Source organism: Lentibacillus daqui, from assembly GCF_027186265.1.
Classification (GTDB): Bacteria; Bacillota; Bacilli; order Bacillales; family Amphibacillaceae; genus Lentibacillus_C; species Lentibacillus_C daqui.
Genome location: NZ_CP114176.1, coordinates 2,405,118 through 2,429,822 on the forward strand (window position 1 = coordinate 2,405,118; position 24,705 = coordinate 2,429,822).

Sequence of the window (24,705 nt, forward strand, 5' to 3'; positions counted from 1 at the left end):
ATACGCTTTTCTTTTTGTAATTTCAATGCATGGACAAAAAGTAATTTTAGCGCGAATTTCATGAAAAATGAATTCGAATACAAGGTTGGTTTACCATCTTATCATTTCAGACTATTTACGTTTTGCAAGTCTCACTCATTAGGGAATATCTCCATTTCATGCTTTAGGAAGGAATAAGGCTTCCAATTTATGGTGGGACGAGGTGCCTGTCCCTATGTCCCACAGTTGTACTTTGGAGGTGTTGTTGGTATGATATGAAGTGCGAAATTTTATTTAAAAGGAGCATTATTCCGATGTGAATCAAAAATCCCTCTGACATAATTAATAAAACAACCGGAACAAAATAAGAATGGAAGGGATTTTTTATATGAGTTTGTATGATGAAGTTAATAAACGACGGACGTTTGCGATTATTTCCCACCCGGATGCAGGGAAAACAACGCTAACCGAGAAACTGTTATTGTATGGTAATTTAATTCGATCGGCTGGAACGGTTAAAGGTAAAAAATCCGGTAAATTTGCGACATCGGACTGGATGGAATTGGAGAAACAACGTGGTATTTCCGTTACTTCCAGTGTCATGAATTTTCCATACAAAGGTTATGAAGTAAATATCCTTGATACCCCTGGTCACGAAGATTTTAGTGAAGATACGTACCGAACATTGACAGCTGTTGACAGTGTTGTCATGATTATCGATGCGACCAAAGGCATTGAAGCACAAACCATTAAATTATTTAAAGTATGCCGGATGCGTGGTATTCCCATCTTTACCTTTATTAATAAACTCGATCGGGAAGGTAAAGAACCATTTGAACTCATGGATGAAATCGAGGATGTATTGAATATCGAGACACATCCCATGAACTGGCCGGTCGGAATGGGTAAACAGTTCGTTGGTATTTTCGATCGGAACGAACAGCAATTTGTCCAATTTACCGGGAATGAAGAAGAAATTTCCATCCCTTTTACCGAATTGAACAATCACGAAGATTTGGTATCACAGCCGGCCTATAAAACTGCCAAAGAAGAACTGGAGCTGTTGGATGAAGCTGGTGGCACATTTTCTTTGGATGCGGTACTGGCCGGTCAGCTAACGCCGGTATTTTTTGGTAGTGCCTTAGCGCCTTTTGGGGTGCAAACATTTATTGATACATTTATATCGATGGCACCTGGCCCAACACCGAGAAAATCAACGAATGGAGTCATTTCCCCTGAAACCAGCGAATTTTCCGGTTTTATTTTCAAAATCCAGGCAAACATGAACACGAAGCATCGTGACCGGGTGGCGTTTTTACGGGTTTGCTCAGGAAAATTTGAACGTGGCATGACGGTTAAGCTGGCACGAACGAATAAATCAATCAAGCTGGCACAGACACAACAGTTCATCGCTTCTTCAAGAGAAACGGTGGAAGAAGCATATGCCGGGGATATTATCGGTATTTATGATCCGAACGCATATCGCATCGGTGACACACTGATCGAAGGAAAAGATACATTTACCTATGATGAATTACCGCAATTCCCACCAGACCTGTTCAAAAAAGTAACTGCGAAAAACGTAATGAAATCCAAGCAATTTAGAAAGGGGCTCGAGCAACTGGTACAAGAGGGAGCCATCCAATTATATAAAGGGTACCGGACTGATGAGAATATCCTGGGAGCAGTTGGTGAATTGCAATTCGATGTTTTTAAATTCCGAATGAAAAACGAATACAATGCTGACGTTATGCTGGAATCAATTGGTGAACGAATTCCACGTTGGCTCACTGTTGAAAAACCAGATGAATCCCTGTTTGATGAACGCAGTATGCTTACCAAAGATCGGGAAGGAAATTTTGTTGTTTTATTTAAAAATGACTTCTCTTTGCGTTTGTTCATGGAAAAACACCCGGATGTTGAGTTAATTGATTTGTTTGAAACGAAACAATTTGAACAAACACAGTAATGTATCGTAAACCGCTTAATATTAGAATTTGCCTCAAATGAATATGCACACAAACTTAACAAATAATAAAAATGGATGCTGACGATTGGCATCCATTTTTTATTAACATTCATTTTGTCTCCTTTGCAAAAAGTCAACACCAATTTCTTGAATGATACGTGAACTTTTTGTGTCTTTTTTTCAACATATCTGTTACAATATAGATATAGGAAAAAACAACGCAAATCTTCAATTAGGAGATGATTTTAAATGGGCATCATTGTCATGTTTATGGTATTGGCAACGCTTACGCCATTTCTATTCATTCATTTGAACAAAAAAATACTTGCTGTTGTGCAAACAGTGATGATTATTGGAATGTGGTTATATTATTTCGAAGCATTATTTCATACTGCACCACCTGCCTTCTCGATCATGTGGATCATGTTCTATCTCAGTATGATTCTTGCCGAAGTGGCTTGGGTCATGTTTATCATTAGAGTGGTAAAAACATCTGACACTACTAAAAGAACAACAACTTATTATCAATAAGCGAAAGCCCCTCCATCCAAACCGGAAAGAGGGGCTTTATTTATTCCGTTTGTGCAGGCTTCACCTGAAACAATTGAATGATCGCTTGCACGAACGCTAACACAGCAATTGCAGCAAATACTATTTTATAGGAATAACCCGAGAATACAGCAGCCCAAAGTGAAAAGGCACTTAACAATATACAAAGTGTAAAGCCGATATAATAACGAAATTGTATGCCTATCGTGTTTTCTTTCATAACGCTACACATCCTATACGTTTTTAGTGGTGCATATCTTCCATCTGTTCGTGTTGTTCCATATCATCGCCATGATGGTGATCGAAACCATACGACATGGTAAATAAGGACCCAGCAACAATGATAGCTGCGATTACAAATCCGTGAAAGATCATATTCCAAGGGACATGACCATTACCGCTCGCAAACTCCGTCATATGCATGAACATAAATAGTTGCAAGGCTGCTTGCATGACAGCAAGTACCATAATCCCCGTAATCACCCATCCTTTTGGCAAGCTGGATTCAAGTGCGGCCCATGCGGCGATCACAGTTAGGACCAAGGATATCACAAAACCAATAATATGTTGTACGGGAATTCGTTTCGTCTTTTGTTCCATTTTACATCACCATCCCGATTAAATAAACACTGGTAAAAATGAAAATCCAAACAACGTCCAGGAAGTGCCAGTACAAACCAATAATAAATACCTTTCGACTGGTGATCTTAGTGATGCCACGTTGTCCGAGCTGAATTAACAAACAGATCATCCAAACCGTTCCAAGTGTGACATGTAGTCCGTGTGTACCAGCCAGAATAAAGAAACCCGACCAGAATGCACTGGATTGCAATGTTGCCCCTTCCTGTACATAGGTGGCAAATTCATTGACTTCAAAACCAAGGAAGCAGAAGCCAAGAATTAATGTGATCACAAGCCATGTCATCAAGCTGTTCCTTGCACCACGTCGCATCTCATGAATAGCAATTCCACAGGTGAAACTGCTGGTTAACAATAAGAAGGTCATGATCAACGTATCTTTTGCTTCAAACAGTTCCCCGGGTTCGGGAGCGCCTGCCGTACGACCAAATAACACAGCATAGGTCGCAAACAGGGTGGCAAACAGAGCAAGCTCAGCAGCAAGGAAGATCCAAAATCCAAGAATATTCAGCCGTCCTTGTTCCGATTGATATTCCAGTGGTCGAGACTCTACATGTTGCTCACTCATGATCTAACCCCCTTCTTTCCCGCTCCAAACGTTTTATTTCAGCAACGCTAATATGATAGCCCTCATCATAGTCAAATGACCGGATAATCATCATGATAAAACCACCAGCCAGGAATATAGCTGCAAGTGGGATCCATTCAAAGACAAGCGCAAAACTTGCAAAGAACAAGATCAACATCATAATGAATGGTTTACCCGAATTGTTTGGCATATGAATTGGCTGCAGTTTTTTCTCCTCAAAGGTTGTTTCACCTTTTTCCTTCATTTCCATGAAGGCGTCCAACTGATGTACTTCAGGCAATGTCGCAAAATTATATGGTGGTACCGGAGTAGGCGTTGCCCATTCCAGCGTCCGTCCACCCCAAGCATCGCCAGTCTCTTCACGTGGACTATACCGGTAACTATAATAAACATTATAAATGAAAATCGCAAAGCCAATTCCCATTCCGAACGCGCCAATTGTTGAAATGAAATTAAGTGTGAACCATTCCGGCATGATATAGAATATCCGTCTTGGCATCCCGTCCCAGCCAATAAAATACTGTGGCAAGAAACAAACATGAAAGCCAATCAAGAAGAACCAGAAGGCCCATTTACCCAACCGTTCATTTAATTTCAATCCAAACATTTTTGGATACCAGTACGTTAAACCGGCAAAACATGCAAACACCGTTCCTGCAATCAGCACGTAATGGAAGTGTGCAATCAGGAAGTAGGAATTATGAAACTGGTAATCTGCCGAGGCCATTCCCAACATAACACCGGTTACCCCGCCAATCACAAAGCTTGGAACAAATGCCAACGCCCAGAGCATGGCCGTGGAAAATTCAATTTTTGATTTATACAGGGTACCAAGCCAGTTAAATATTTTCACACCGGTTGGTACAGCAATCAACATCGTTGAAACCGAGAATACCGAGTTGACAAATGCGCCTGCTCCCATGGTAAAGAAATGGTGAACCCAGACAAGGAAGCTAAGCCCGGCGATAATAATGATCGACCATACCATCGCATTATAGCCGAATAGGCGTTTATGGGCAAAGGTCGATATGACTTCCGAAAAGATACCAAACGCCGGCAAAATAACAATATATACTTCCGGGTGTCCCCACATCCAAAATAGGTTTGCCCACATCATCGGCAATCCCTCACCAGTAAGTGTGAAAAATTGCGACCCGAAAATCCTGTCAATCGTTAACAACGCAAGTGCGATTGTCAGAATTGGAAAGGCAAAGATAATGATAAAACAGGTTATCAACGACGACCAGGTGAAAATCGGCATTTGAAACATTTTCATGCCAGGTGCACGCATTTTCAAGATGGTTACCATCAAGTTAATACCGGTCGCTAACGTACCTATACCAGCAAGCTGCAAACCTAGTAAATAAAAGTTTTCACCAGGTCCCGGACTCATTGCCGCTCCAGCCAATGGGGTGTAACTCGTCCAGCCGGCATCAGGTGATCCCCCAATAACAAACGAGATATTAAATAACATCGCTCCAAAGAAGAAAGACCAAAAACTAATCGCGTTCACAAACGGAAACGCAAAGTCCCGCGCACCAATTTGCAATGGGACAACGATGTTCATTAAACCAATCAGAAACGGCATCGCCATAAAGATGATCATAACCGTTCCGTGCGTGGTGAAAATTTCATTATAATGCTGAGCGTTTAAAAAGTTCCAATTCGGAACTGCCAATTGCGCGCGCATCATTAATGCGTCCATCCCACCGCGAAATAACATCGCCAAGGCACTTAAAATATACATAATGCCAATTTTTTTATGATCAACCGTTGTCAGCCATTCCTGCCACAGCCATTTCCACTTTTTAAAATAAGTCAGGATAAAAATGATCGCTGACGTCACGAGTACAATAGCAACCATACCGCCATAAATCAGCGGTTCACCGGTAACGAAAAATTCATCTAGTTTCATGGATTCACCAACTTTCTATTTTTCATTTTCTATACTTTCTTTTACCGTTTTACGTTCCAAACCTATTGACTCTTTGTATAAATCCCTGAAACGTGAGATTTCATAATCCATTCCTGCATGGGTTCCATGATTTACCCAATCCAGGTGGGTCGATGAGTATGTCTGTTTATCCGTAAGCCCAGGCTTAATTAATTGGTCGTATTGCTTTTGTGTCAATTTCGGTGCATTTGCTTTTTTGTCCTTCACCCAATCCTGAAACGCGCCGGGATCTTCCGCATGTACTTTGAATTTTTGTTCAGCAAAACCTTCCCCATTGAAATTGGAATTCATTCCCTTATAGACACCAGGTTCATCCGCTTGCAAATAGAGAATGGTCTCCATCCCGGCCATGTTGTATTTCTGTCCGCCGAGTTGTGGGATCCACAGTGCAGCCATGGATCCTGTAGAGGACAGACGGAATTCAATCGGGCGATCAGTAGGGATGTGCAAATAATTCACTGTTTCGATCCCCTCTTCCGGATAACTGAAAATCCATTTCCAGTCGGCAGATGTTGCATAAACAACCAGCGGATCTTTTGAGCTGTTTTCTACCGATGCCTCTGGTGGTTTTTCCAAATCAAACAAGGTCGTAACTGTTGGGATAGCCAACGCTGTTACAATCAGGATAGGAATGACCGTCCAAATCGTTTCAATCAGATTATTCCCATGCATATTGCCATCATAGCTTTCCTCCGTACGATTTTTATGATTACGATATTTGATCACAATAATGGTAAATGCCACATAGACAACAAGAATAATCCCCCCCATAAAATACAGGGAGTATACAATCAAGTTACGCTGACTTTCGGCAACCGGTCCTTTGGGGTCAAAGATTGCCATTTGTTCACAACCACTCAACAAACAGAGAATTGCTACTAGTATAAGTGTCAGACCTTTTTTGTTCACACGCATTCGTAACACTCCTAAGGTTATTTACTATCAACATCACGTTTAACTTGTAAATTCGATACCAGTTAGTTTAACAATCCAATACAAAAAGATAAATAGCTAAGAAAGCTTATATGATAATGTTCATGTTATTGTTGATACATTGACACAAAAAGTTTACATTTGTCGAATGAAAAACGAAAAGGTTTTGTATTTTCACGGAATATACATCACAAGCCCGTATAATATTTTTCACAACTAGGCATACCCTAAAACATTTCCTTTCACACATACTATGATTGGTCACAGTAAAACAAGAAGGCCGCTCCAATCAATGGGACAGCCTTCCTGTTTTACTTTTTATTTGCGTTTACGTTTATTTTTCTTACCGTCCAAATTTAGAAACTCACTATCCTCGGAAAACTCTGCGTCGTTTCTGCCAATCTTGTCATGTCTCGTCCAATTGTTTTGTCTGCCTTTATCCTTATTGCGATTTTTGTTTTCTTCAGACATCATGGATCCTCCTCACATCAGGTACTTCATATAGATTGTCCATTTTGACAAAAATTATCAATCACGAGGATTCCAAAAACGAGAAACCGGATACCTATATGAGAGATATCCGGTTTCTCGTTTACAATTAACACTGGGACATTTCCCATTCATGAATATATATCCACGTGCGCCCTTGATAACGTATGGATCTTGTTTGGCAATTGCTTCTACTTCAGCATAGCTGTCAGCCTGATAAATCACCAAACCACCCGCCCCATCAGCAAAGCGCCCTTTCGCAAAAATATTCCCTTTGTCCAATTGTTCCTGGATAAATGCCAAATGATCCGGCCGATAGTGTTTATTTTTTTCTTCATCAAGCATTGGCGAAAAAACAGCAAAATACTTCATCTTCGTTTCATCCTCTCTATTCTGTACCTTCCTATTATATAGAAATTACACAACTTTTGCTGATGTAAGGTCCGTTCATACATCATATCTACGGTTCAACATATATATTTTCTTTTCTATTATTGTACGTTATATTTGTAGACGTACGTTAGAGTGAACCCAGGAATTTCAAAAAATATTATTAGAGGAGATCCTATGAGCAAATGGTTTTATGCCAATCTGTTATTACTTCTTGTAACCGTTTGGCAGGTTATGAGACATAGTCCTTTTACAAATATACATATTAGCGTTGGATTTATCGGGCTGTTATTTTTCTTATTTAATTGGACCCGGCAAGCCGTATTTTCAACCATTCGTAACACGCCAAAACGGAAAACAAAAATAAAACTTGCCAACCTTTCCAAAAAAATCGTACCGTTCCACCGTTGGACAGGTACTATGGCACTTATAATTATGATCATACACGCTGTTTTGGCTATTCATCGTTATGGTTTTCATCTGCAATGGCATAAAATGTCTGTAGGTCTTGTCGCCGGGCTTCTCCTAATTGCCATGGTTGTCTCCGGATGGCTGCGGTTATTTTGGCCATCTGTCCCCAAACGAAAATGGCATATTTATATTGGAATGACGTTGTTTGTTGTTATATTTATTCATATCCTGCTTTGATATTGGGCGAACAGTCGCTATTTTTGACATTATACATTATAGGCTATCTTTGGACATGTCTATTGATCTCCATTTGCCATTTTTTTATAGCGACAACCGCATACCCCGCTAATTGACACACATCAAAAAATCAAGTACTATGATTAATAGACGAACATTTTTTATCTGCAATATTTTATCATTCGTTTTTAGGAGTGTATATCATGGAAAATGTATTTGATTACGAAGATATTCAATTGATTCCCGCTAAATGTGTGGTCGAAAGTCGCTCGGAATGTGATACATCGGTAACATTTGGCGGACGTACATTCGAACTACCTGTTGTCCCCGCTAATATGCAGACAATTATTGATGAAAAGATTGCCCTTTATATGGCAGAGCATAATTATTTTTATATCATGCATCGATTCAAGCCAGAAAGAAGACTTCATTTTGTTAAAGATATGCAAGAGCGTGGGCTGTTTGCTTCGATAAGTGTCGGAGTGAAGAAGGAGGAATATGCGTTCATTCAACAATTGGCCGATGAACAGCTTATTCCTGAATATATTACGATTGACATTGCCCATGGTCATTCAAATGCGGTCATCAAAATGATTCAACATATTAAACAGCTTTTGCCTGATAGTTTTGTTATTGCCGGAAATGTTGGTACGCCGGAAGCGGTTAGAGAATTGGAGCATGCGGGTGCGGATGCGACAAAAGTAGGTATTGGCCCGGGAAAAGTATGTATAACCAAAATAAAAACCGGATTTGGTACAGGTGGCTGGCAACTTGCTGCCCTAAAATGGTGTGCCAAAGCAGCAAGCAAACCAATTATTGCTGATGGCGGGATTCGCACACATGGCGATATTGCCAAATCCATCCGTTTTGGCGCATCCATGGTGATGATTGGTTCATTATTTGCCGGTCACGAAGAATCACCTGGTGAAACAATTGAAAAAGAGGGACAACGTTATAAAGAATATTTTGGCTCGGCCTCTGAATTTCAAAAAGGTGAAAAGAAAAATGTCGAGGGCAAAAAAATGTATGTAGATTATAAAGGACCACTGCAAGATACTCTGAACGAAATGAAACAGGATTTGCAATCATCCGTTTCTTATGCTGGCGGGAATAAATTGGATGCCATCCGTACTGTTGATTACGTAGTGGTCAAGAATTCGATCTTTAATGGAGATAAGGTATATTAAGTACAGGAAAAAGCGCGGGCCAACACGGTTATTCATGTTGGCCAGCCTGCCTTTCATATATGGTATGTTTTAATCCTCCTGCAAAACCCATTTCTTTAATCCATATGCCACGCCATTGTTCTCATGATGCACCGATACATAATCAGCCACTTCTTTCAGCTTTTCTTCCGCATTTCCCATGGCAATGCCCAATCCGGCTACTTCAAACATGGAGACATCATTTAAGTTATCTCCCATTGCAACGGTATTTTCCAACTCTATTCCCATATAATTGGCAAAAAATTGGAGCGCATTACCCTTACTTGCCTTTGGGTGTGCAATTTCCAGTTTTTGTTGACCGGATGTCGTTAGTGATATGTCATTTCGTTTTGCTAATTGCTCCTGGAGCTTGTCCCGTTTTTCTTGGTCAAACGAGAGAACAAATAGCTTATAAACCTCTAAAGGCTTGAAATCAATCGCATGGTAATCGGGAACATATGTGATACCACCCTGTTTCGACTGGGTATCAAGCATCTGATAGGCATGCTCGACATCAAGATTGCCCGTTTGTTCCTGCATATGTTCAATCTCTTCCATTAAGAATTGCTTTCCATCTTCTTCTATGTAAACTCCTTGATTCGTATAAATTTCGTAATATAATCCTATTTTTTCGATCAAATCCATGATGTCTGTCATTACGTTTACCGGAATAATCAAATGTTGAATTCGTTCACCCGCGTGAAATACGACCGCACCATTTCCCGTTATAATCGAGCAGTCTAACCCGGCCAGATGCAATATTTCCTGTGTATCATGCAGCGAGCGGCCAGATGAAATGGCAATCGTATTTCCCTGTCGTTGTGCCTGTTTAATAACTTCCCTATTCTCTTCGCTGATCGTACCATCATGTGATAAAAGTGTTCCATCCAGATCAATTGCAATTAATGTCAACGCTTTTCCCCCATTACAAATTTATCTTCTATTTAAGTTTGAATGAATCTCTTGCTTTTATTGAATCAAGGAAACACTCCTCTTCCATGAAAAAGAGGAGCGTTTGATCTTCATCATTCCGCCATTCCAAGACATTTTAACCCATATGCCAAACCATCTTCGTCAACCGTTTTTGTCACCATATCGGCATGTGGAATCAAATCCGGATGTGCATTTCCCATTGCAACGCCCATACCAACATACTCCAGCATTTCCCGATCATTTAAGCCATCTCCAAAGGCAACAGCTTCTTGTGGTGCCAGATTAAGATGCCGGAGCATATCCCGAATACCATGCGCCTTTGATAAACCTTTTGGCATCACATCCATTGCCAGTTCATGATACCGGACAAATGACAAATCCGTAACTGATTGTGTGTACAATTCTTCCTCATCTTCCTGACAATAGAGCACAACCTGATATATGTCTTCCTGCTCCCAATAATCAGGATTAAACGCAGGTGTATAATGCAACTTTAATTCAGTGAATGTATGATTTACGTCCGGATGATCTTTCACATTGCAAACCGCTTGATCCATTCCGGAAAAAACGAGTGGATGATTATGTTGTTTGGCCCGTTGCACCAACGTTTGCAAATATTCACGTTTCAGTGGATATTTTTGTATCACTTTTCCCTCGTGCACCATATATGTACCATTATAACTAACGAATGAGCTGATATCCAAGTCACCAGCTATTTCTTGAAAATGAAATGGTGGCCGTCCTGTTGCCAAGACAATTTCAATCCCTTTATCCTGTAATTTTTTGATCGCTTTTTTAGTTGGATCAGAAATAACCTTTTCTTTGTTTACCAGCGTCCCGTCAATATCAATGAAGACAATTTTATACATAAAATCTCCCTTTGCTTTTTGCCCTATTGTTCCCGAGATAACCAGTTTCGTCAAATGTGGTTAAGTTGAACCATTCAGGAATTTACTGGCAGTTTATCCCCTCAAGTTCTTGAAGTGGGGGGTATTACTGCCAGTTCATGCGTGATAGATAACAACGCCATCCCTTGTAATCTGCTGTTTTAATTCTGCATTTAATTCGTCACAAAATACGACATCACATGAATAAATACCAACCAGTTCATCTATTTCTTCCTTGACTTCAGCTTTCTGGTTCCCTTTTGCTGAAATACATAAATCAATATCCGAATTATAAGCCGCCATATTTTTTGCCCGGGAACCAAATAAAGTTACTTTAACAATAAAATCATGTTGTTTAAAATAGTTCATCAAATGATTGTAGACTGATTTTTCAATACCGTACATTTACATCACACGTTCTTTCAATGGTAAAAATATATTTGGGTAAATTAACTTAAAACTATCTGTATCACCGTATCACTCTCAACTATGATATCATGAATTTTTATAATTTAAAGCATGAATTAATGGAGCGTAAACTAATCACTTATTTGGTAGAAAACAATGAAATCAGCACTTTATGAACCCAAGTGCGAATATAGATAAAAAGCATGAAGTTAGCAAAAACCCCATGCTTTGTTACCAGAAATTTTTATTGTCGTTTGAATTACGCATCCACAAACAACGGAATCAGCTCTTGCTTATCCACATCGACCAAGCCGAGATCGCTTATTCGGATTCCCGGAATAACGGTCAATGTTAATGAAGAAAAGGCCATGGCTGGTGACCGTCTGCCTACTTTCACTCCCATTGATTTGGCTATCTCGCTAAAACGTTCAACTTTTGGTGAAAGTTCCTCGATTGGCTCAGGTGACATCAAACCAGCTAATGGTAAATGCAATTGATCCCTGATTTGACCGTCCTTCACCAAACATAATCCGCCACCAGCTTTTTGTACCTGCTCTGCAGCCAATAACATATCATATGCATTTGTTCCGACAACAACTAAATTATGACTGTCATGCGCAACCGTTGTCGCATAGGCACCATGACGAAGGCCGGAATTTTTCAATACACCGACAAACGGTTCCCGATTTTGTCCATGACGGCCAGTAACAGATGCAAACACATAATCCTCTGGCAGCGATGTTATTTTCCTATCGTTTACCTGCAATTTCAATGTTCCTTTTTCTGTTGTACCAACTTTTGTCATTTCCATTGTATTTAATGTAACCGTACCATTTTCCACGGGTGCATGGATGATAAAATCTTCCTCTGTCAATTCCGGAATACGCACCGTATTTCTTAGCAACGGTGGAATTGCACTGGTGATTTCTTCGGTTACCTGACCGTCTGCCACCAATTGTTTCCCACTTACAAATACATCATTGACTTCCATCGTTTTCAAATCGTCTACTAAGGAAAAATCAGCCAGATATCCGGCTGCAATTGCGCCACGATCATGCAAGCCATAACGAATGGCACCGTTTAATGATGCATATCGAATCGCCAATGCTGCCGGTATCCCTTCCTCAATACACCGGCGAACGACACGGTTCATTTGCCCATTTTTTAACATATCACTTGGCTCTACATCATCCGTACACATAGCGATATTAGAGACATGTGGTACAGATTTCCAAGCCTCTGCGGCTATATCGGCAAACTGGCTGACACTGGATTCACGTATATAAACCAGCATACCGGCACGCAGTTTTTCCACAATCTCTTCACTCGTGCGGCTCTCATGATCGGAATTGACCCCTGCGGCTAAATAGGCATGCAGGTCACGACCCGAAACCCTGGGCAAATGACCTTCATTCCGTACACCGGCATCCAAGCCCTTCTGAACAATGCCCGCCATCCTTGGGTTTTGTTTAATGACACCGACATAATCCATTAATTCAGCCACTCCCACAACGTTCGGTAATTGCAACAGTGCCTCCATATCATCCGGATTGAATTCTGCTCCTGCAGTTTCCAAGCCAGGCACAGCCGGTACACAGGAAGGAATGGTAGTTAAAATTTTCACGGGCAGATCCTTGCTTGCTTCCACCATATACTTTACCCCTTCTGCACCTAAACAATTGCCAATTTCGTGTGGGTCAATCACTGCAACCGTTGTGCCATGTCTTAGAACCGCTTTGGCAAACATATCTGGCGGGATCATCGTGCTTTCAATGTGCACATGGCAATCGATCAAGCCTGGAACGGCATATTTTCCTTTTGCATCTATCTCATGTTTCCCCTCCATCGGGAATGTTGGCTGGTTATTTTCATACCGGGCAATCGCTGCAAACCGATTTTCTTTCATGCCAATATCTGCCTGGTAAATTTCCGCTGTAAAAACGTTGACCAAGTTTACTCCACGAATAATCGTATCCATTAATTCATCTCCGCGTGCAGCGGCAACAATGTGTTCACGCATATGTATGTCAACACTCCTTTTCTCTTTATTATTCAGCTAATGTGATGAAATAAATAATTAATGGGATCATCACGATATACAGACCCCAATGTACTTCCCTAAATCTTCCTGATAGACTTTTTACTACCACATAAATGATGATTCCAGCGGCAATACCATTTCCAAAGTTAAAGGTGAATATGGTAATAACGATCGTCATAAATGCTGGCAATGATTCGGTTACATCAGCAAAATTAATATTTTTAACCGAAGATAGCATCGTTAATCCAACCAAAATGAGCGCTGGCGCCGTTGCCTCGGTTGGAATAATCATGATCAGCGGCGTTATAAATAAGGTAAGCAGGAATAAAATACCGGTCGTTACCGATGTTAAGCCAGTACGTCCGCCAGCTTCAACTCCTGCTGCTGATTCCACATAGGTGCTCATAACAGGGACAGAGAACAAAGAGCCCAGCACGGTGCCACCAGCATCAACGGAAAATGGTTTATCAATATTCGGCAAATCCCCATTTTTATCCAACATATCTCCTTTGCTAGCTACCCCTAACATGGTACCAAGACTCGAGAAGAAATCGGGTACAAAAAATGCCAACATAAACGGAAAATAGGAGATCTTTAATGCCTCCATAATGTCCAATTTAAAGGCTACCGGTGCGATGCTTTGTGGAAGTGAAAAGACCGAATCCGGCAATTTGGTAACCTCCATTGGTATGCCGATTAATGTGACAATAACAATACCAATCAACAGGTGCCCACGCACATTCCTTGCCAACAGTACACTCATAATCAGAAAACCAATTAATGCTAAAATTGCGTTTGGTGAGCTGATATCTCCAAGCTGCAATGAATTGGCATCTTCACTCGCTACCACAAGCCCTGCATTGCGAAAACCAATTAATGCGATAAATAACCCAACCCCTGCTCCGATAGAAAGTTTGATTGCAGGCGGCATTACTTTGACGATAAGCTGTCGCAAACCCAAAATCGTAAATAAAACAAATAGAACACCCGAAATAAATACCATTCCCATCCCGACTTGCCATGGGATCCCCTCTGATACAACTAATGTAACCGATAAAAAAGCAACGGAACCGAGACCCGGCGCTAAAGCAAATGGCCGATTACTGTAAAGTCCCATGATAATTGTAATAATACCGGTCATCAGAATCACGGCAATTGTTACCGGACCTTTGGGTATTCCACCCTCTTCCAGCATACCTGGTACAACGATTAAAACATAGAGCATCGTCATAAAAACAGTTAATCCTGCGGTAAATTCCGTTCTTACATTTGTTCGATGTGCGGTTAATTTAAATAATTTTTCCGTTATTTTATTGTTCATGATGTTCCCCCCTTGATGCCAGCGATATTCAAGCCTATTTCTAACTAACAACGAACATTCAGATTGGTTTTTACCAATTCATTCGTAATTTATTATACTGTTTAATTTATCAGTAGGATAATAGACTGTCAAGGTTAAACACGAACTTTATTTAATATATTTCTGCAAAAAGTACGGAAATGATGAAATTCGGGGTCTGACCCTCCGAAGCATTAAAGCCCCCCCCATCACACGAACGTAATTGTGTAAGGGGGGACTTACACCTTAAAAACTGTCCAGATTATCCAGGTTATTCTCCTTTATCCCGTCTGGTTCACTGCGAATGATATCGCGGCCATATTTATGGAACACATCTACATGTGCCAGCTTGCCTGCTTTCGCTTCATCAAGTGCAGTTATATAGTCCAATTCCCTGCCGCTTTCTGTTTTAAAGGCAATAATATCACCGTCATCATTCTTACGGACTGCCACTATTTGTTCTTGCCTCGGATGCGCTGAAGCACTGCCAGCTTCCATATCCGATTGATTCCTGTATTCATCATATACTTGTTCAAAATCTTTATTTTCCATAAAAAAACACCTCCATCTATACGTTTAGTATGAATGGAAGGTGTTTGATTTATGTGTTTTCATCGAATTTGTTTAGTTATTCCCATCTCTACAATGAATTTGTCGCCTGTCTCCGTTTACTTTTGATCCATCTGCCCTCCAAATTAAATACGAAATAAACCAGTAAAAGCACAACACCAAGTATTGCGGCAAATTCGTACATGGAACTATAGCCAACTCTACTGACGACTGTACCAAGGATGATAGCACCAACTGCATGTCCTAAGTCCATAAAGCTCAATGCCATTGCATTTGCTGTTGCCTTGTTGCCTGGATGCACCCGGCTGACCGCCCACGCTTGCAATGTTGGTTGCATCACACCATATGCCAAACCATAAAAAACACTTGCTACTACCAGCGTGCTCATATTTTGCATATTGGCAAGCATCATCAAGCCAATAATCGCACAAATAGCGGAAGGATAAAGCAACACTTTATGTCCTTTTCTATCATAGATTCTACCGGAAAATGGTCTGGTTATCAGTAGCATAATCATAAGAATGAAGAAAAAGAAAGAAGTATCACTCATTCCCACCGATTTTCCGAGACCATCAAGAAAGTTCACATTACCAGTAAAGGTGATATAAAATAAAAATAGCAATAAGCACGGAATAAACGCTTTACCCGCAAAAGCCGATTGTAATAACGATGTATTTTGCACTTGTTCTTTGTCATAGTCATGCACTTCTTCCATGTCTTCTCGTTTAAACAACATTGCACCAGCAAGAATAGCGACTATAAGGACGAGCGAAAAAATAAGTAACGCGTAAAACGATACGGAATGAATAAAAAATAGCGCAACCATAGGGCCAATCGTTGTACCCACGCTGGTCGCCATACCATAATAACCAATTCCCTCGCCCAGGCGGTGATTTGGAACCACGTTTGTCACCACGGTAGCTAATAGTGTCGTCGTAACACCAAATCCCAACCCTTGAAACACTCTCAAGATAACCAAAGCGGGTATAGATTCCCAAATAAAACTAAACAAAATCATGAAAAAAATATAAACAATGGATACTTTTTCATGTTAATTTTATGCATCATCATTCCCATAATTGGCCGGGACACAACCGCCGCAAACATAAATGCGGTCGTCATCAAACCAGCATTTGCAGGATTGTGACTAATTTCCGTCACATAAACCGGAAAACCACCTAATAAGGCTTGCAGACTTAGGAAGAATAAAAAAGTTAATGTAACAGCAAGTATATATTGCCATGTCCATAATTTCTCCTTTGTTTGTTTCAATGAAATTCCTTCTTTCTCGTTCTAAAAAATAACGTCATCCATTCGTAAAAGAACCTGCTAGACTAAATAATGTCCCGCAGAAAACGGACAATAGCCATTATTATACTAGATTACCTTTCATATGTTGAGGTATTTGATCAATATTCATAGATTTAATAGTATCTGTTTTCAAACATTACTTTTGCCAGCCCAGATGCATCTCGTGATTTTCAAAACAAAAATTCCGCGGGCATCACCCCCACGGAAATAAAGTCTATCTATTATAATGTATGAACCTGAGCCACTTTCGCTGAAAACCCAACCCTATGAATTCGGTCAACAATATCTGCCATGGTTATCAAACTTTGATCGAATGTTACACAACCCATTCCATTCTGCCAGTCCACTTCAATTTCAATGACACCTTGCATCTTTGAAACGGCTTTTTCAATTTTGATTGGACAGTTGATGCAATGCATCCCATCAATATCCAAATACGCTGTTTCGATCATGCTCACCACCTTTGGGCACTAATAATACATTCTATGTTTACCCAAAACAGCTTAGAACAACGGACAAGGTATGAAAGTAAGCCATCATGAATCAACTACCTTGCCTCTTTATTATTCACCATATCATCAACTTGAGAAATGATATCCGAAATCATTTCACCAGCAGATTGTTGTTTACTTGAACGTGGATTTTGACCACACCAAAGGGACATCCATTCAGGCCGATTTTGTTTACCTGCTTCACTGCGAATCGGTTTCGTTAGCGTATTTTGAATCGGATATTTCGGCAGTTTATTCTCATATTTTGCCATTTTTGTGATAAACTCGTTTCTTATGCCTCTTGCAGGTTTACCGCTAAATGACGAGGTCACAACCGATTGATCCTCATGACTGTTCAAAATCGCCTCTTTATGTTGTTCCGCCACTCCGCTTTCCAGACTAGTGACAAAGGCCGTTCCCATTTGGACAGCTTCAGCACCCAATACCAGAGCTGCCAGAACACCTCTCCCGTCCATGATACCGCCTGCTGCAATCACCGGAATATCGACATGATCCACGGTTTGCGGAACAAGTGCCATTGTCCCGATCATCGCCTCCGCAAATGATCCTATAAAGGTTCCACGATGACCTCCAGCTTCACTTCCTTGTACAACTACCATATCCATACCGTTTTCCTCGTTGGCGATCGCTTCTTTTACGGTCGTCGCGGTTCCGATCACCGTCACATCGGCCTTCTTCAGTTCGTTTACCATTTCTTTAGTTGGCATACCGAATGTAAAACTGCATACGGGAATTCGTTCTTTTATCACAATCTCCATTTGCTTTTCAAAAAGAGATGTGGATGGTTGATTCACTTTTGGTATTTCCGAAATATTCAATTCTTCCCGAAAAGGCCGGAGCCATTCATTTGCTTGTTCGATTTCTTCTTCGGATACATCCGGAGTTTCCGGAATAAATAAATTCACGCCAAAAGGGTTATTCGTGAGCTGTTTAATCTTCTGAATACTCTCTTCCATCTGTTCCGGACTCATATAACCGGCACCAAGCGTCCCAAGGGCCCCAGTATTGGAAACAGCAGCAACCAGTTCAGGCGTTGTAACACCTCCAGCCATCCCCGCCTGAACGATTGGATATTTGATATGCAAATCTTGTGTGATTCTGTTTTCATACCACATCTTTACCTCTCCTTAGTTTCTGTTATCATCAGCCTTGCAATACTTTAATTGTAGACCTGGAGCAACTGAAAAATCAAACAATCATTATGTTCTTGTCCGAGAGTTTTTTAATTTAATGAAATCGTCGTAATTAATTTTTCGTAATCAATTTCTTTTACTGCAATAACCACAGGAAAAGACAAAGCTAAGTCATTAATCATGTAACCGTTATCATAATATATATTTAAAAGGTTATATGGAGGGATTTCCTATGTATAAGCTCTGGAAATGGTACCTGGGAAAGTCGTTTATCTCGAAAATTTCGGTTGGATTTTTGCTGGGAATTATCGTTGGTTTGATTTTCGGTCAGTCAGCAAGTGTGTTGGCGCCTTTGGGAGATGTGTTTTTAAATCTCTTGAAAATGATCGTCATTCCTCTCATTCTATTGACAATCATTGTTTCCGTAAATAATGCCAATCCCAAAGAATTAGGACGTATTGGTGGTAAAATTTTTCCCTACTACATTATTACGACTGCTATCTCCGTATTTCTTGGTCTTGTGATTGCCAAAATGATTAACCCCGGAAGCGGCCTGGAATTGCCAACCAGCACGAATATGGAAGTTTCAGAAGCACCATCGCTAATTGATGTATTGTTACAAATCATACCTGCAAATATATTTCAATCCCTTGCCGATGGTGATGTTTTGAGCATTGTCTTTTTAGCGGTGATTGTTGGGTTTGCCATCTCCTTCATGCGCAATTCCACGGAATCACACATGAACGAATGGGGATCGCTATTGTTGAAGTTGATGGAAGGTGGCAGTGAGGTGAGCTTTCGAATTTTAAATGGTATCTTACAATATGCACCAGTTGGCGTGTTGGGAATTACGGCATCAACCATTGGTAATCAAGGGCTTCATACCTTACAATCATTAGCCAAATATGTCGGTGCATCTTATCTTGGCGTTGCGATTCATATGTTTATCATTTTTTCGATATTGTTATTAATTTTTAAAGTTCCTGTATTGAAATTTTTCCGTGACATACGTGAAGCAATGATGACAGCTTTTGTTACGGCCAGTAGTTTAGGTACGCTCCCAATCACCATTAAAAATGCGCATAAAGCAGGTATCAGTGATCGAGTGGCCAATTTTACTCTGCCAATTGGTGCCACTGTCAATATGAACGGTTCCGGAATTCATTTTGGGGTTGGCGTTGTGTTTGCTGCCAATATTGTCGGTTATGATCTCTCAATCGGCGCAATTGTTGCTATTATCTTGACCGGGACACTAGCTGCAGTGGGTACTGCCGGTGTACCTGGAGCGGGGTTAATCGGTATGTCGATTGTATTTACACAAGCAGGGCTTCCAATTGAAATTGTTGGTCTTACAGCAGGTGTAAATGTGTTAACCGATATGGTTTTTACCTGCTGTAATGTAACCGGTGATCTGATTGGAGCAGCTATTGTCGATAAGAGTGAGAAAAAACATATAATGTCGACGAAAGATGCGATAAATGAAACGACTTCCAATTAAGGCTTAAGGACTTTGCAAAGGGCAAAACGTAAAGTTATTGCAACGATGTAAAGTCTGCCACTCTTCCTCTTAATAATTTCAATGCCCAAAAGGCCAGAAACAGCTTTTTTGCGATTTTCTAGCAACTTTTAAATCTGTGCATTATCATTCCGTTTCGTTATCATTCAAACTCATCATCTACTAAATCACTGCCTTACATTTCCCATAAAATGAACGACCTGTTTTGTTTGATCAAAGAGCAATTCACCAGCTTCGTTAAAACATTGCTCTAATGACAATGGCCTATTAATAATGGAAAAGCAGCCGGAAAATCTTTCTCGTAATAAGTCTAAATCCCCGTTGAGACTTCCGGAAATTAAAACAACTGGAACGTCGTATTTCCTTGCGATTGTGGCAACATAACCGGGTGCCTTTCCATAAAGGGTTTGTTCGTCACTCTGCCCTTCCCCGGTAATAACGAGGTCAGCAGTTTTAATGGCATCTTCAATACGTATTGTTTCCCCTATTAATTCTGCACCGGAAACCAAGCTGCCACCAATTGACATAAGCGCAAAGCCTAAGCCTCCCGCTGCTCCTGCTCCTGGTCTTTCTTGCACATTGATGCTGAGATTAGCTTCAACCTCATTTGCAAAACGACCTAAAGCTTTATCCAATTGTTTTATTTCATGCTTAGGCACACCTTTCTGTGGACCAAAAACATGAGTTGCCCCTAACTCGCCACATAATGGATTTTCTACATCGCTTGCGACTTTAAATTCTGCTTTGGTCAATCTTTTGTCCATATGATCAAATTTAATCGTTTTCACGCGATACAAATCTCGTCCATACCCGGTTATCTGTTCACCATTTGCATCCCAAGCGTCCATTCCCAGAGCAAGCAGCATTCCCAACCCGCCATCATTTGTAGAACTGCCACCTAACCCGATAATAAAGGAATCACACCCCATATGAAATGCATGAACAATGACTTCGCCGATGCCATATGTTGTTGTATTGTTTGGATGACGTTCATTGTCAGGTACTTGTGTTAAGCCTACAATATTTGCGCACTCAATAACCGCCGTATTTGTATTTATAATTCCATATGAAGTGGTTATTTTATCCCCCAAAGGCCCAGTACAATCTACCTCTATACGTTCGCCGTTGCTAGCATTGAGTAAAGAATCCAGTGTCCCCTCCCCACCATCTGCCATCGGTTTTTTTGTGACGAAATAACTATTGTTAACATCCATTATAGCCGATTTCATTATTTCGGACGCCTCAACTGATGTTAAACTCCCTTTAAATGAATCCGGCGCGACAACAATATTCATAGTAATCTCCTTTATTGTTCAAATTAGGTTTTGCTTGATTAATAATATTTTCCGCTTCTGTTTGATATTCTGATGGGAGCCTTTTTACAAAGATCCCTTTATACGTCATGCTCATTGTTAACCGTATACCCCACGTTTTTCCCTCTTTCCTTTATTATATTCGATTTTTGTTTGAATTCCATCATTATTATTACGGTTTTTTGTTTAAATGGCAAAAATGGAAAAGTTAAATATAGGTTGTAAATTGGTAGTAGAAATTGATTTTTCATCTAGGATAAAAGTGAATTTTTACATGATGTAACCTGGAGAAAAATAAAAAATGAAGAAAGTACTGTTATATCCACCAAAATATATCATTTATACTATCCTACAAGTTTCCAGACTAAACAAATAAGTGGCAAATAGACATAAACAATTGATATCATTCTAGTAACCGCTTCCGTAGATGAGCTGCTTCCTATTGCCTTAATGATTACAAAACAATTTGCAGCGCTTTTTTTACCAAGGATGCAACAGAAGGTGTTCTGGCTTTCATCGACTGTGAACACCTTCATTCAAACAATCTAAAAAGGAGTGTTTCATCCATGACAGACCAAGCAATATTATTTACGACCAATGAAAATGGTGTTGCTACCATTACTCTTAATCGTCCCAAAACAATCAATGCTTTGACGTATGACATGCTAGTTCCAATGAAGCAAAAAATTCAGGAATGGGAGCAGGATCAGGCCATTCAGATGGTTATTCTTAAAGGCGCTGGTTCTAAAGGATTTTGTGCTGGCGGAGATATGAAAGCATTGTACAAGGCCAGACAGGACTCGGAGATATTGCAGGAAGCTGAACAATTTTTTGCAATTGAGTATCAAACAGATGAATTGGTAGCACAATTTTCCAAACCAATTGTTGCCTGTTTGGACGGTATCGTCATGGGCGGCGGTATCGGTCTTTCCTATGGTGCAAGCCATCGTATCATAACGGAACGCACCAAATGGGCGATGCCGGAAATGAATATCGGCTTTTTCCCAGATGTTGGAGCCGCCTACTATTTAAACAAAGCACCTGGTTACATTGGACGCTACCTTGCTCTGACAGCCACCGTACTTCATGCGGCTGACGTACTGTACATAAGTGGTGCGGACGCTTTTATCCCGAGTGATAGATTAACAGACTTACTGCATCAAATCGAAACAACAAACTGGCATACAACCAACACGGGAAAACAACTCCAAGAACTCCTGGATGCCTATACAGAACAACCAAAAACAGATGGAACATTGGCATCACTACAAGCAGATATTGACCGATATTTTTCCTTTAATAGTGTGGAAGAAATCATCGATGCCTTGACAAAAGATACAAGTGATTTTGCAGTTAAGACAAGAGAAACGATTCTTTCCAAATCACCTGTCTCTTTAAAAGTAACTTTGGCACAATTAATCAAAGGAGAAGGAGAAACACTCAAAGCATGCCTGGAAACGGATCGTATACTTGCCCATCATTTTATGCGGAATGAAGATTTTTTTGAAGGCGTCCGGTCCGTGCTAGTTGATAAAGACCACCAGCCACAATATCGATACAAGCAATTAGCAGATGTATCCGAAGAATTGGTGAGCTCTTTTTTCAAAGCTTATTAGGAACTTAATGAAAAATTATAAACGCTAAAACAGCAAGCAACACCATACATGTAAACGGTATAAAGCAAACGGTATAAAGCAAAAGGTATAAAGCAAAAGGTATAACAGCATTGGATACACCGTCAAAATCTGCTTTACCGAATCATACTTTGCGCAAAATTTCGTTAAATGTATTTACATTCTTGTCAAAATAGTATAAATTTTAAAGTAGGCAGGTGATTTAAACGAAATGAGGTGGGCAAAAATTGGCAAACAATGTGAAGGGCAGCTTTTTTGATGGTGCATTCGGCAGGTATATTGTACCCGGTATTGTCCTGCAGTCAACATTAATAGGAGGTGGGTATGCAACAGGAAGAGAAGTGGTTCAATACGGAGCACGATTTGGAGCATTAGGCTGGGTTGCCGGGGTTTTCATTATCATTGGGTTTGCTTTGATGGCATTTCTCATGTTTGAGATTGCCAGAAGATTCAGGACCTATGATTACCGCAGTATGATCAAGCGACTCTTGGGTCCTTTATGGTTCTTATTTGACATCATCTATTTCCTGCTGGCGATTTTAATGATTTCTATTGTTATCGCAGCAACCGGATCAATTTTGCACACCACCCTTGGATTTAATTATTGGGTTGGGGTTGCGATTATTGCAATTTTGACAGGACTTTTAAACTTTTACGGAGATAAACTCATTGAACGTTTCAAAACGATTGGTACCGTTGCTTTATTTTCCGGCTATATCATTTTTGCGATCCTGGTTATTTCATCCACGAAAGGCGAAATCAAGGAAGTATTCGCTGCCGGTGATACCAGCTTTGGCGGTAACTTTACCGTTTGGTCCGTCATTTGGGCAGGCATCATTTATGTTGGGTACAACCTGGCTGTTTATCCAGCAGCATTATTTACACTAAGACGGCAAAAGTCGATGAAAGATACGATCATCGCTGGCATCGTAGCTGGTGTACTAATGACCGTTCCTTGGTTTTTAACCTATGTCGCTTTGATGGGCTATTATCCTAGCGAAACAGTTTTCAACGCAGAAGTACCATGGCTGCATATGCTTAATGGATATGGCTTATGGGTTGTTATCATTTTCGGAATCGTTGTTGGCTGGACATTAATTGAAACGGCAACAGGACTTATTCATGCGTTTATCGACCGGGTGAATTACAACCTTGAAGAAGTTGGCAAAAAACAGATGTCCAAAGGGATGGACGGAACAGTTGCCATTATTGCACTTATCCTTTCCGCCATACTTTCTGGTGTAGGTATCAGTGATCTCGTATCAATAGGTTACACGATTCTGGGATATTGTATGCTGGTTGTATTCGGCCTTCCATTATTAGTGATCGGATTCTATCGCATTATTAAAGGTCATAAAGCACCGGCAAATGAACAAGTGACAGATAAAATTAGTTAACCTCTTACCTTTAAATTACAAAAACATAAACAAAACAGTTGTTAGTGAGTCTTTAACAACTGTTTTGTTTATTTAATCGTTATAAAATATCATTGTTATTCTGCTGTGCTTCTTGTACCTGTTGACGTAGATCATGCAGCTGCTCGGACGCTTGTTGAAACTGCGGATTATCCGTTGCCTCTGTTCCAGCCTGAAGACGTGCGTTATGCAATTCCTCCTCCGCCTGTTGCAGCTGGTGTTCAGCTTGTTCAAGCAATTGCGCATCAGACCCCTGTGCATTACGAATCGAAGTTTTAGCCTCATTAATTTGCTGACTGGCTTTTTGCAGTTGCTGGTGTAAATGCTGCTGTCCCAATATTTATACCCC

The 24,705-nt window shown here is 40.4% G+C and carries 26 protein-coding genes; 7 read left to right on the forward strand and 19 right to left on the reverse strand.

Features of this window, described 5'->3' with window-relative positions; genetic code table 11:
- Positions 1–367 precede the first annotated feature (367 nt).
- Positions 368–1,948, forward strand: a complete 1,581-nt coding sequence (locus O2S85_RS12130) for a peptide chain release factor 3 (RefSeq protein WP_269409586.1) — start codon at positions 368–370, stop codon at positions 1,946–1,948.
- A 249-nt stretch (positions 1,949–2,197) separates the two neighbouring features.
- Positions 2,198–2,479 carry a spore morphogenesis/germination protein YwcE gene (locus O2S85_RS12135; RefSeq protein ID WP_269409587.1) on the forward strand — a complete coding sequence of 94 codons (282 nt, stop codon included), beginning with the start codon at positions 2,198–2,200 and terminating at the stop codon, positions 2,477–2,479.
- A 40-nt stretch (positions 2,480–2,519) separates the two neighbouring features.
- Here O2S85_RS12135 and O2S85_RS12140 read toward each other — a convergent pair whose 3' ends face one another.
- The 7 genes from O2S85_RS12140 to O2S85_RS12170 form a co-directional block, all read right to left on the reverse strand.
- Entirely contained in the window at positions 2,520–2,717 is a 198-nt protein-coding gene (locus tag O2S85_RS12140) for a hypothetical protein (protein ID WP_269409588.1), read from the reverse strand.
- Positions 2,718–2,740: 23 nt separating this feature from the next.
- Complete coding sequence (gene qoxD, locus O2S85_RS12145; RefSeq protein WP_269409589.1) at positions 2,741–3,097, reverse strand: cytochrome aa3 quinol oxidase subunit IV; 357 nt, start codon at positions 3,095–3,097, stop codon at positions 2,741–2,743.
- A 1-nt stretch (position 3,098) separates the two neighbouring features.
- Positions 3,099–3,704, reverse strand: coding sequence for a cytochrome aa3 quinol oxidase subunit III (qoxC, locus tag O2S85_RS12150; protein WP_269409590.1), 606 nt, complete (start codon positions 3,702–3,704; stop codon positions 3,099–3,101).
- Complete coding sequence (gene qoxB / locus O2S85_RS12155; protein ID WP_269409591.1) at positions 3,697–5,640, reverse strand: cytochrome aa3 quinol oxidase subunit I; 1,944 nt, start codon at positions 5,638–5,640, stop codon at positions 3,697–3,699. The genes qoxC and qoxB overlap by 8 nt, the downstream gene beginning before the upstream one ends.
- Before the next feature lie 15 nt (positions 5,641–5,655).
- Positions 5,656–6,594 carry a cytochrome aa3 quinol oxidase subunit II gene (qoxA, locus tag O2S85_RS12160; protein ID WP_269409592.1) on the reverse strand — a complete coding sequence of 313 codons (939 nt, stop codon included), beginning with the start codon at positions 6,592–6,594 and terminating at the stop codon, positions 5,656–5,658.
- Positions 6,595–6,930: 336 nt separating this feature from the next.
- Positions 6,931–7,086 carry a hypothetical protein gene (locus tag O2S85_RS12165; protein WP_269409593.1) on the reverse strand — a complete coding sequence of 52 codons (156 nt, stop codon included), beginning with the start codon at positions 7,084–7,086 and terminating at the stop codon, positions 6,931–6,933.
- 54 nt (positions 7,087–7,140) lie between these two features.
- Positions 7,141–7,473: a YciI family protein gene (locus O2S85_RS12170; RefSeq protein WP_439649398.1), complete on the reverse strand. Its 333-nt coding sequence runs from the start codon at positions 7,471–7,473 to the stop codon at positions 7,141–7,143.
- Positions 7,474–7,668: 195 nt separating this feature from the next.
- Between O2S85_RS12170 and O2S85_RS12175 the strand changes: the two genes are divergently transcribed.
- Positions 7,669–8,139, forward strand: a complete 471-nt coding sequence (locus O2S85_RS12175; protein ID WP_269409594.1) for a hypothetical protein — start codon at positions 7,669–7,671, stop codon at positions 8,137–8,139.
- 203 nt (positions 8,140–8,342) lie between these two features.
- A complete protein-coding gene (gene guaC / locus O2S85_RS12180) occupies positions 8,343–9,326 on the forward strand; it encodes a GMP reductase (RefSeq protein ID WP_269409595.1) in 984 nt (327 codons plus the stop codon).
- 69 nt (positions 9,327–9,395) lie between these two features.
- Here guaC and O2S85_RS12185 read toward each other — a convergent pair whose 3' ends face one another.
- The 10 genes from O2S85_RS12185 to O2S85_RS12230 all read right to left on the reverse strand — a co-directional run bounded on the left by O2S85_RS12185 (position 9,396) and on the right by O2S85_RS12230 (position 18,460).
- On the reverse strand, positions 9,396–10,256 hold the full coding sequence (locus O2S85_RS12185) for a Cof-type HAD-IIB family hydrolase (protein WP_269409596.1): 861 nt from the start codon (positions 10,254–10,256) through the stop codon (positions 9,396–9,398).
- A 113-nt stretch (positions 10,257–10,369) separates the two neighbouring features.
- On the reverse strand, positions 10,370–11,200 hold the full coding sequence (locus O2S85_RS12190) for a Cof-type HAD-IIB family hydrolase (protein ID WP_369419439.1): 831 nt from the start codon (positions 11,198–11,200) through the stop codon (positions 10,370–10,372).
- An 81-nt stretch (positions 11,201–11,281) separates the two neighbouring features.
- Positions 11,282–11,569: a nucleotidyltransferase domain-containing protein gene (locus O2S85_RS12195; protein ID WP_269409597.1), complete on the reverse strand. Its 288-nt coding sequence runs from the start codon at positions 11,567–11,569 to the stop codon at positions 11,282–11,284.
- A gap of 262 nt (positions 11,570–11,831) precedes the next feature.
- Positions 11,832–13,592, reverse strand: a complete 1,761-nt coding sequence (ade, locus tag O2S85_RS12200) for an adenine deaminase (protein ID WP_269409598.1) — start codon at positions 13,590–13,592, stop codon at positions 11,832–11,834.
- 28 nt (positions 13,593–13,620) lie between these two features.
- The gene (locus tag O2S85_RS12205; protein WP_269409599.1) at positions 13,621–14,934 is read right to left on the reverse strand and encodes an NCS2 family permease; all 1,314 of its coding nucleotides are present in this window, start codon (positions 14,932–14,934) and stop codon (positions 13,621–13,623) included.
- Positions 14,935–15,198: 264 nt separating this feature from the next.
- Complete coding sequence (locus O2S85_RS12210) at positions 15,199–15,504, reverse strand: DUF3892 domain-containing protein (protein ID WP_269409600.1); 306 nt, start codon at positions 15,502–15,504, stop codon at positions 15,199–15,201.
- Positions 15,505–15,592: 88 nt separating this feature from the next.
- A complete protein-coding gene (locus O2S85_RS12215; protein ID WP_269409601.1) occupies positions 15,593–16,492 on the reverse strand; it encodes an MFS transporter in 900 nt (299 codons plus the stop codon).
- 44 nt (positions 16,493–16,536) lie between these two features.
- Entirely contained in the window at positions 16,537–16,794 is a 258-nt protein-coding gene (locus O2S85_RS12220) for a hypothetical protein (RefSeq protein WP_269409602.1), read from the reverse strand.
- 260 nt (positions 16,795–17,054) lie between these two features.
- Positions 17,055–17,285: a heavy-metal-associated domain-containing protein gene (locus tag O2S85_RS12225; protein WP_269409603.1), complete on the reverse strand. Its 231-nt coding sequence runs from the start codon at positions 17,283–17,285 to the stop codon at positions 17,055–17,057.
- A gap of 95 nt (positions 17,286–17,380) precedes the next feature.
- Positions 17,381–18,460 (reverse strand): NAD(P)H-dependent flavin oxidoreductase, encoded by a 1,080-nt coding sequence (locus O2S85_RS12230; RefSeq protein ID WP_269409604.1) that lies wholly within the window; start codon positions 18,458–18,460, stop codon positions 17,381–17,383.
- 250 nt (positions 18,461–18,710) lie between these two features.
- Between O2S85_RS12230 and O2S85_RS12235 the strand changes: the two genes are divergently transcribed.
- Positions 18,711–19,976, forward strand: coding sequence for a dicarboxylate/amino acid:cation symporter (locus tag O2S85_RS12235; protein ID WP_269409605.1), 1,266 nt, complete (start codon positions 18,711–18,713; stop codon positions 19,974–19,976).
- A gap of 185 nt (positions 19,977–20,161) precedes the next feature.
- On the opposite strand, the gene O2S85_RS12240 is transcribed toward O2S85_RS12235, so the two are convergent.
- Positions 20,162–21,289, reverse strand: coding sequence for a glycerate kinase (locus O2S85_RS12240; protein WP_269409606.1), 1,128 nt, complete (start codon positions 21,287–21,289; stop codon positions 20,162–20,164).
- A gap of 584 nt (positions 21,290–21,873) precedes the next feature.
- Between O2S85_RS12240 and O2S85_RS12245 the strand changes: the two genes are divergently transcribed.
- Together O2S85_RS12245 and O2S85_RS12250 are read left to right on the forward strand one after the other, a co-directional pair.
- Positions 21,874–22,923 (forward strand): enoyl-CoA hydratase/isomerase family protein, encoded by a 1,050-nt coding sequence (locus O2S85_RS12245; RefSeq protein ID WP_269409607.1) that lies wholly within the window; start codon positions 21,874–21,876, stop codon positions 22,921–22,923.
- 245 nt (positions 22,924–23,168) lie between these two features.
- A complete protein-coding gene (locus tag O2S85_RS12250) occupies positions 23,169–24,338 on the forward strand; it encodes a YkvI family membrane protein (protein ID WP_269409608.1) in 1,170 nt (389 codons plus the stop codon).
- Between the two features lie 79 nt (positions 24,339–24,417).
- Here O2S85_RS12250 and O2S85_RS12255 read toward each other — a convergent pair whose 3' ends face one another.
- Complete coding sequence (locus tag O2S85_RS12255) at positions 24,418–24,693, reverse strand: hypothetical protein (RefSeq protein ID WP_269409609.1); 276 nt, start codon at positions 24,691–24,693, stop codon at positions 24,418–24,420.
- Between the last annotated feature and the right edge of the window lie 12 nt (positions 24,694–24,705).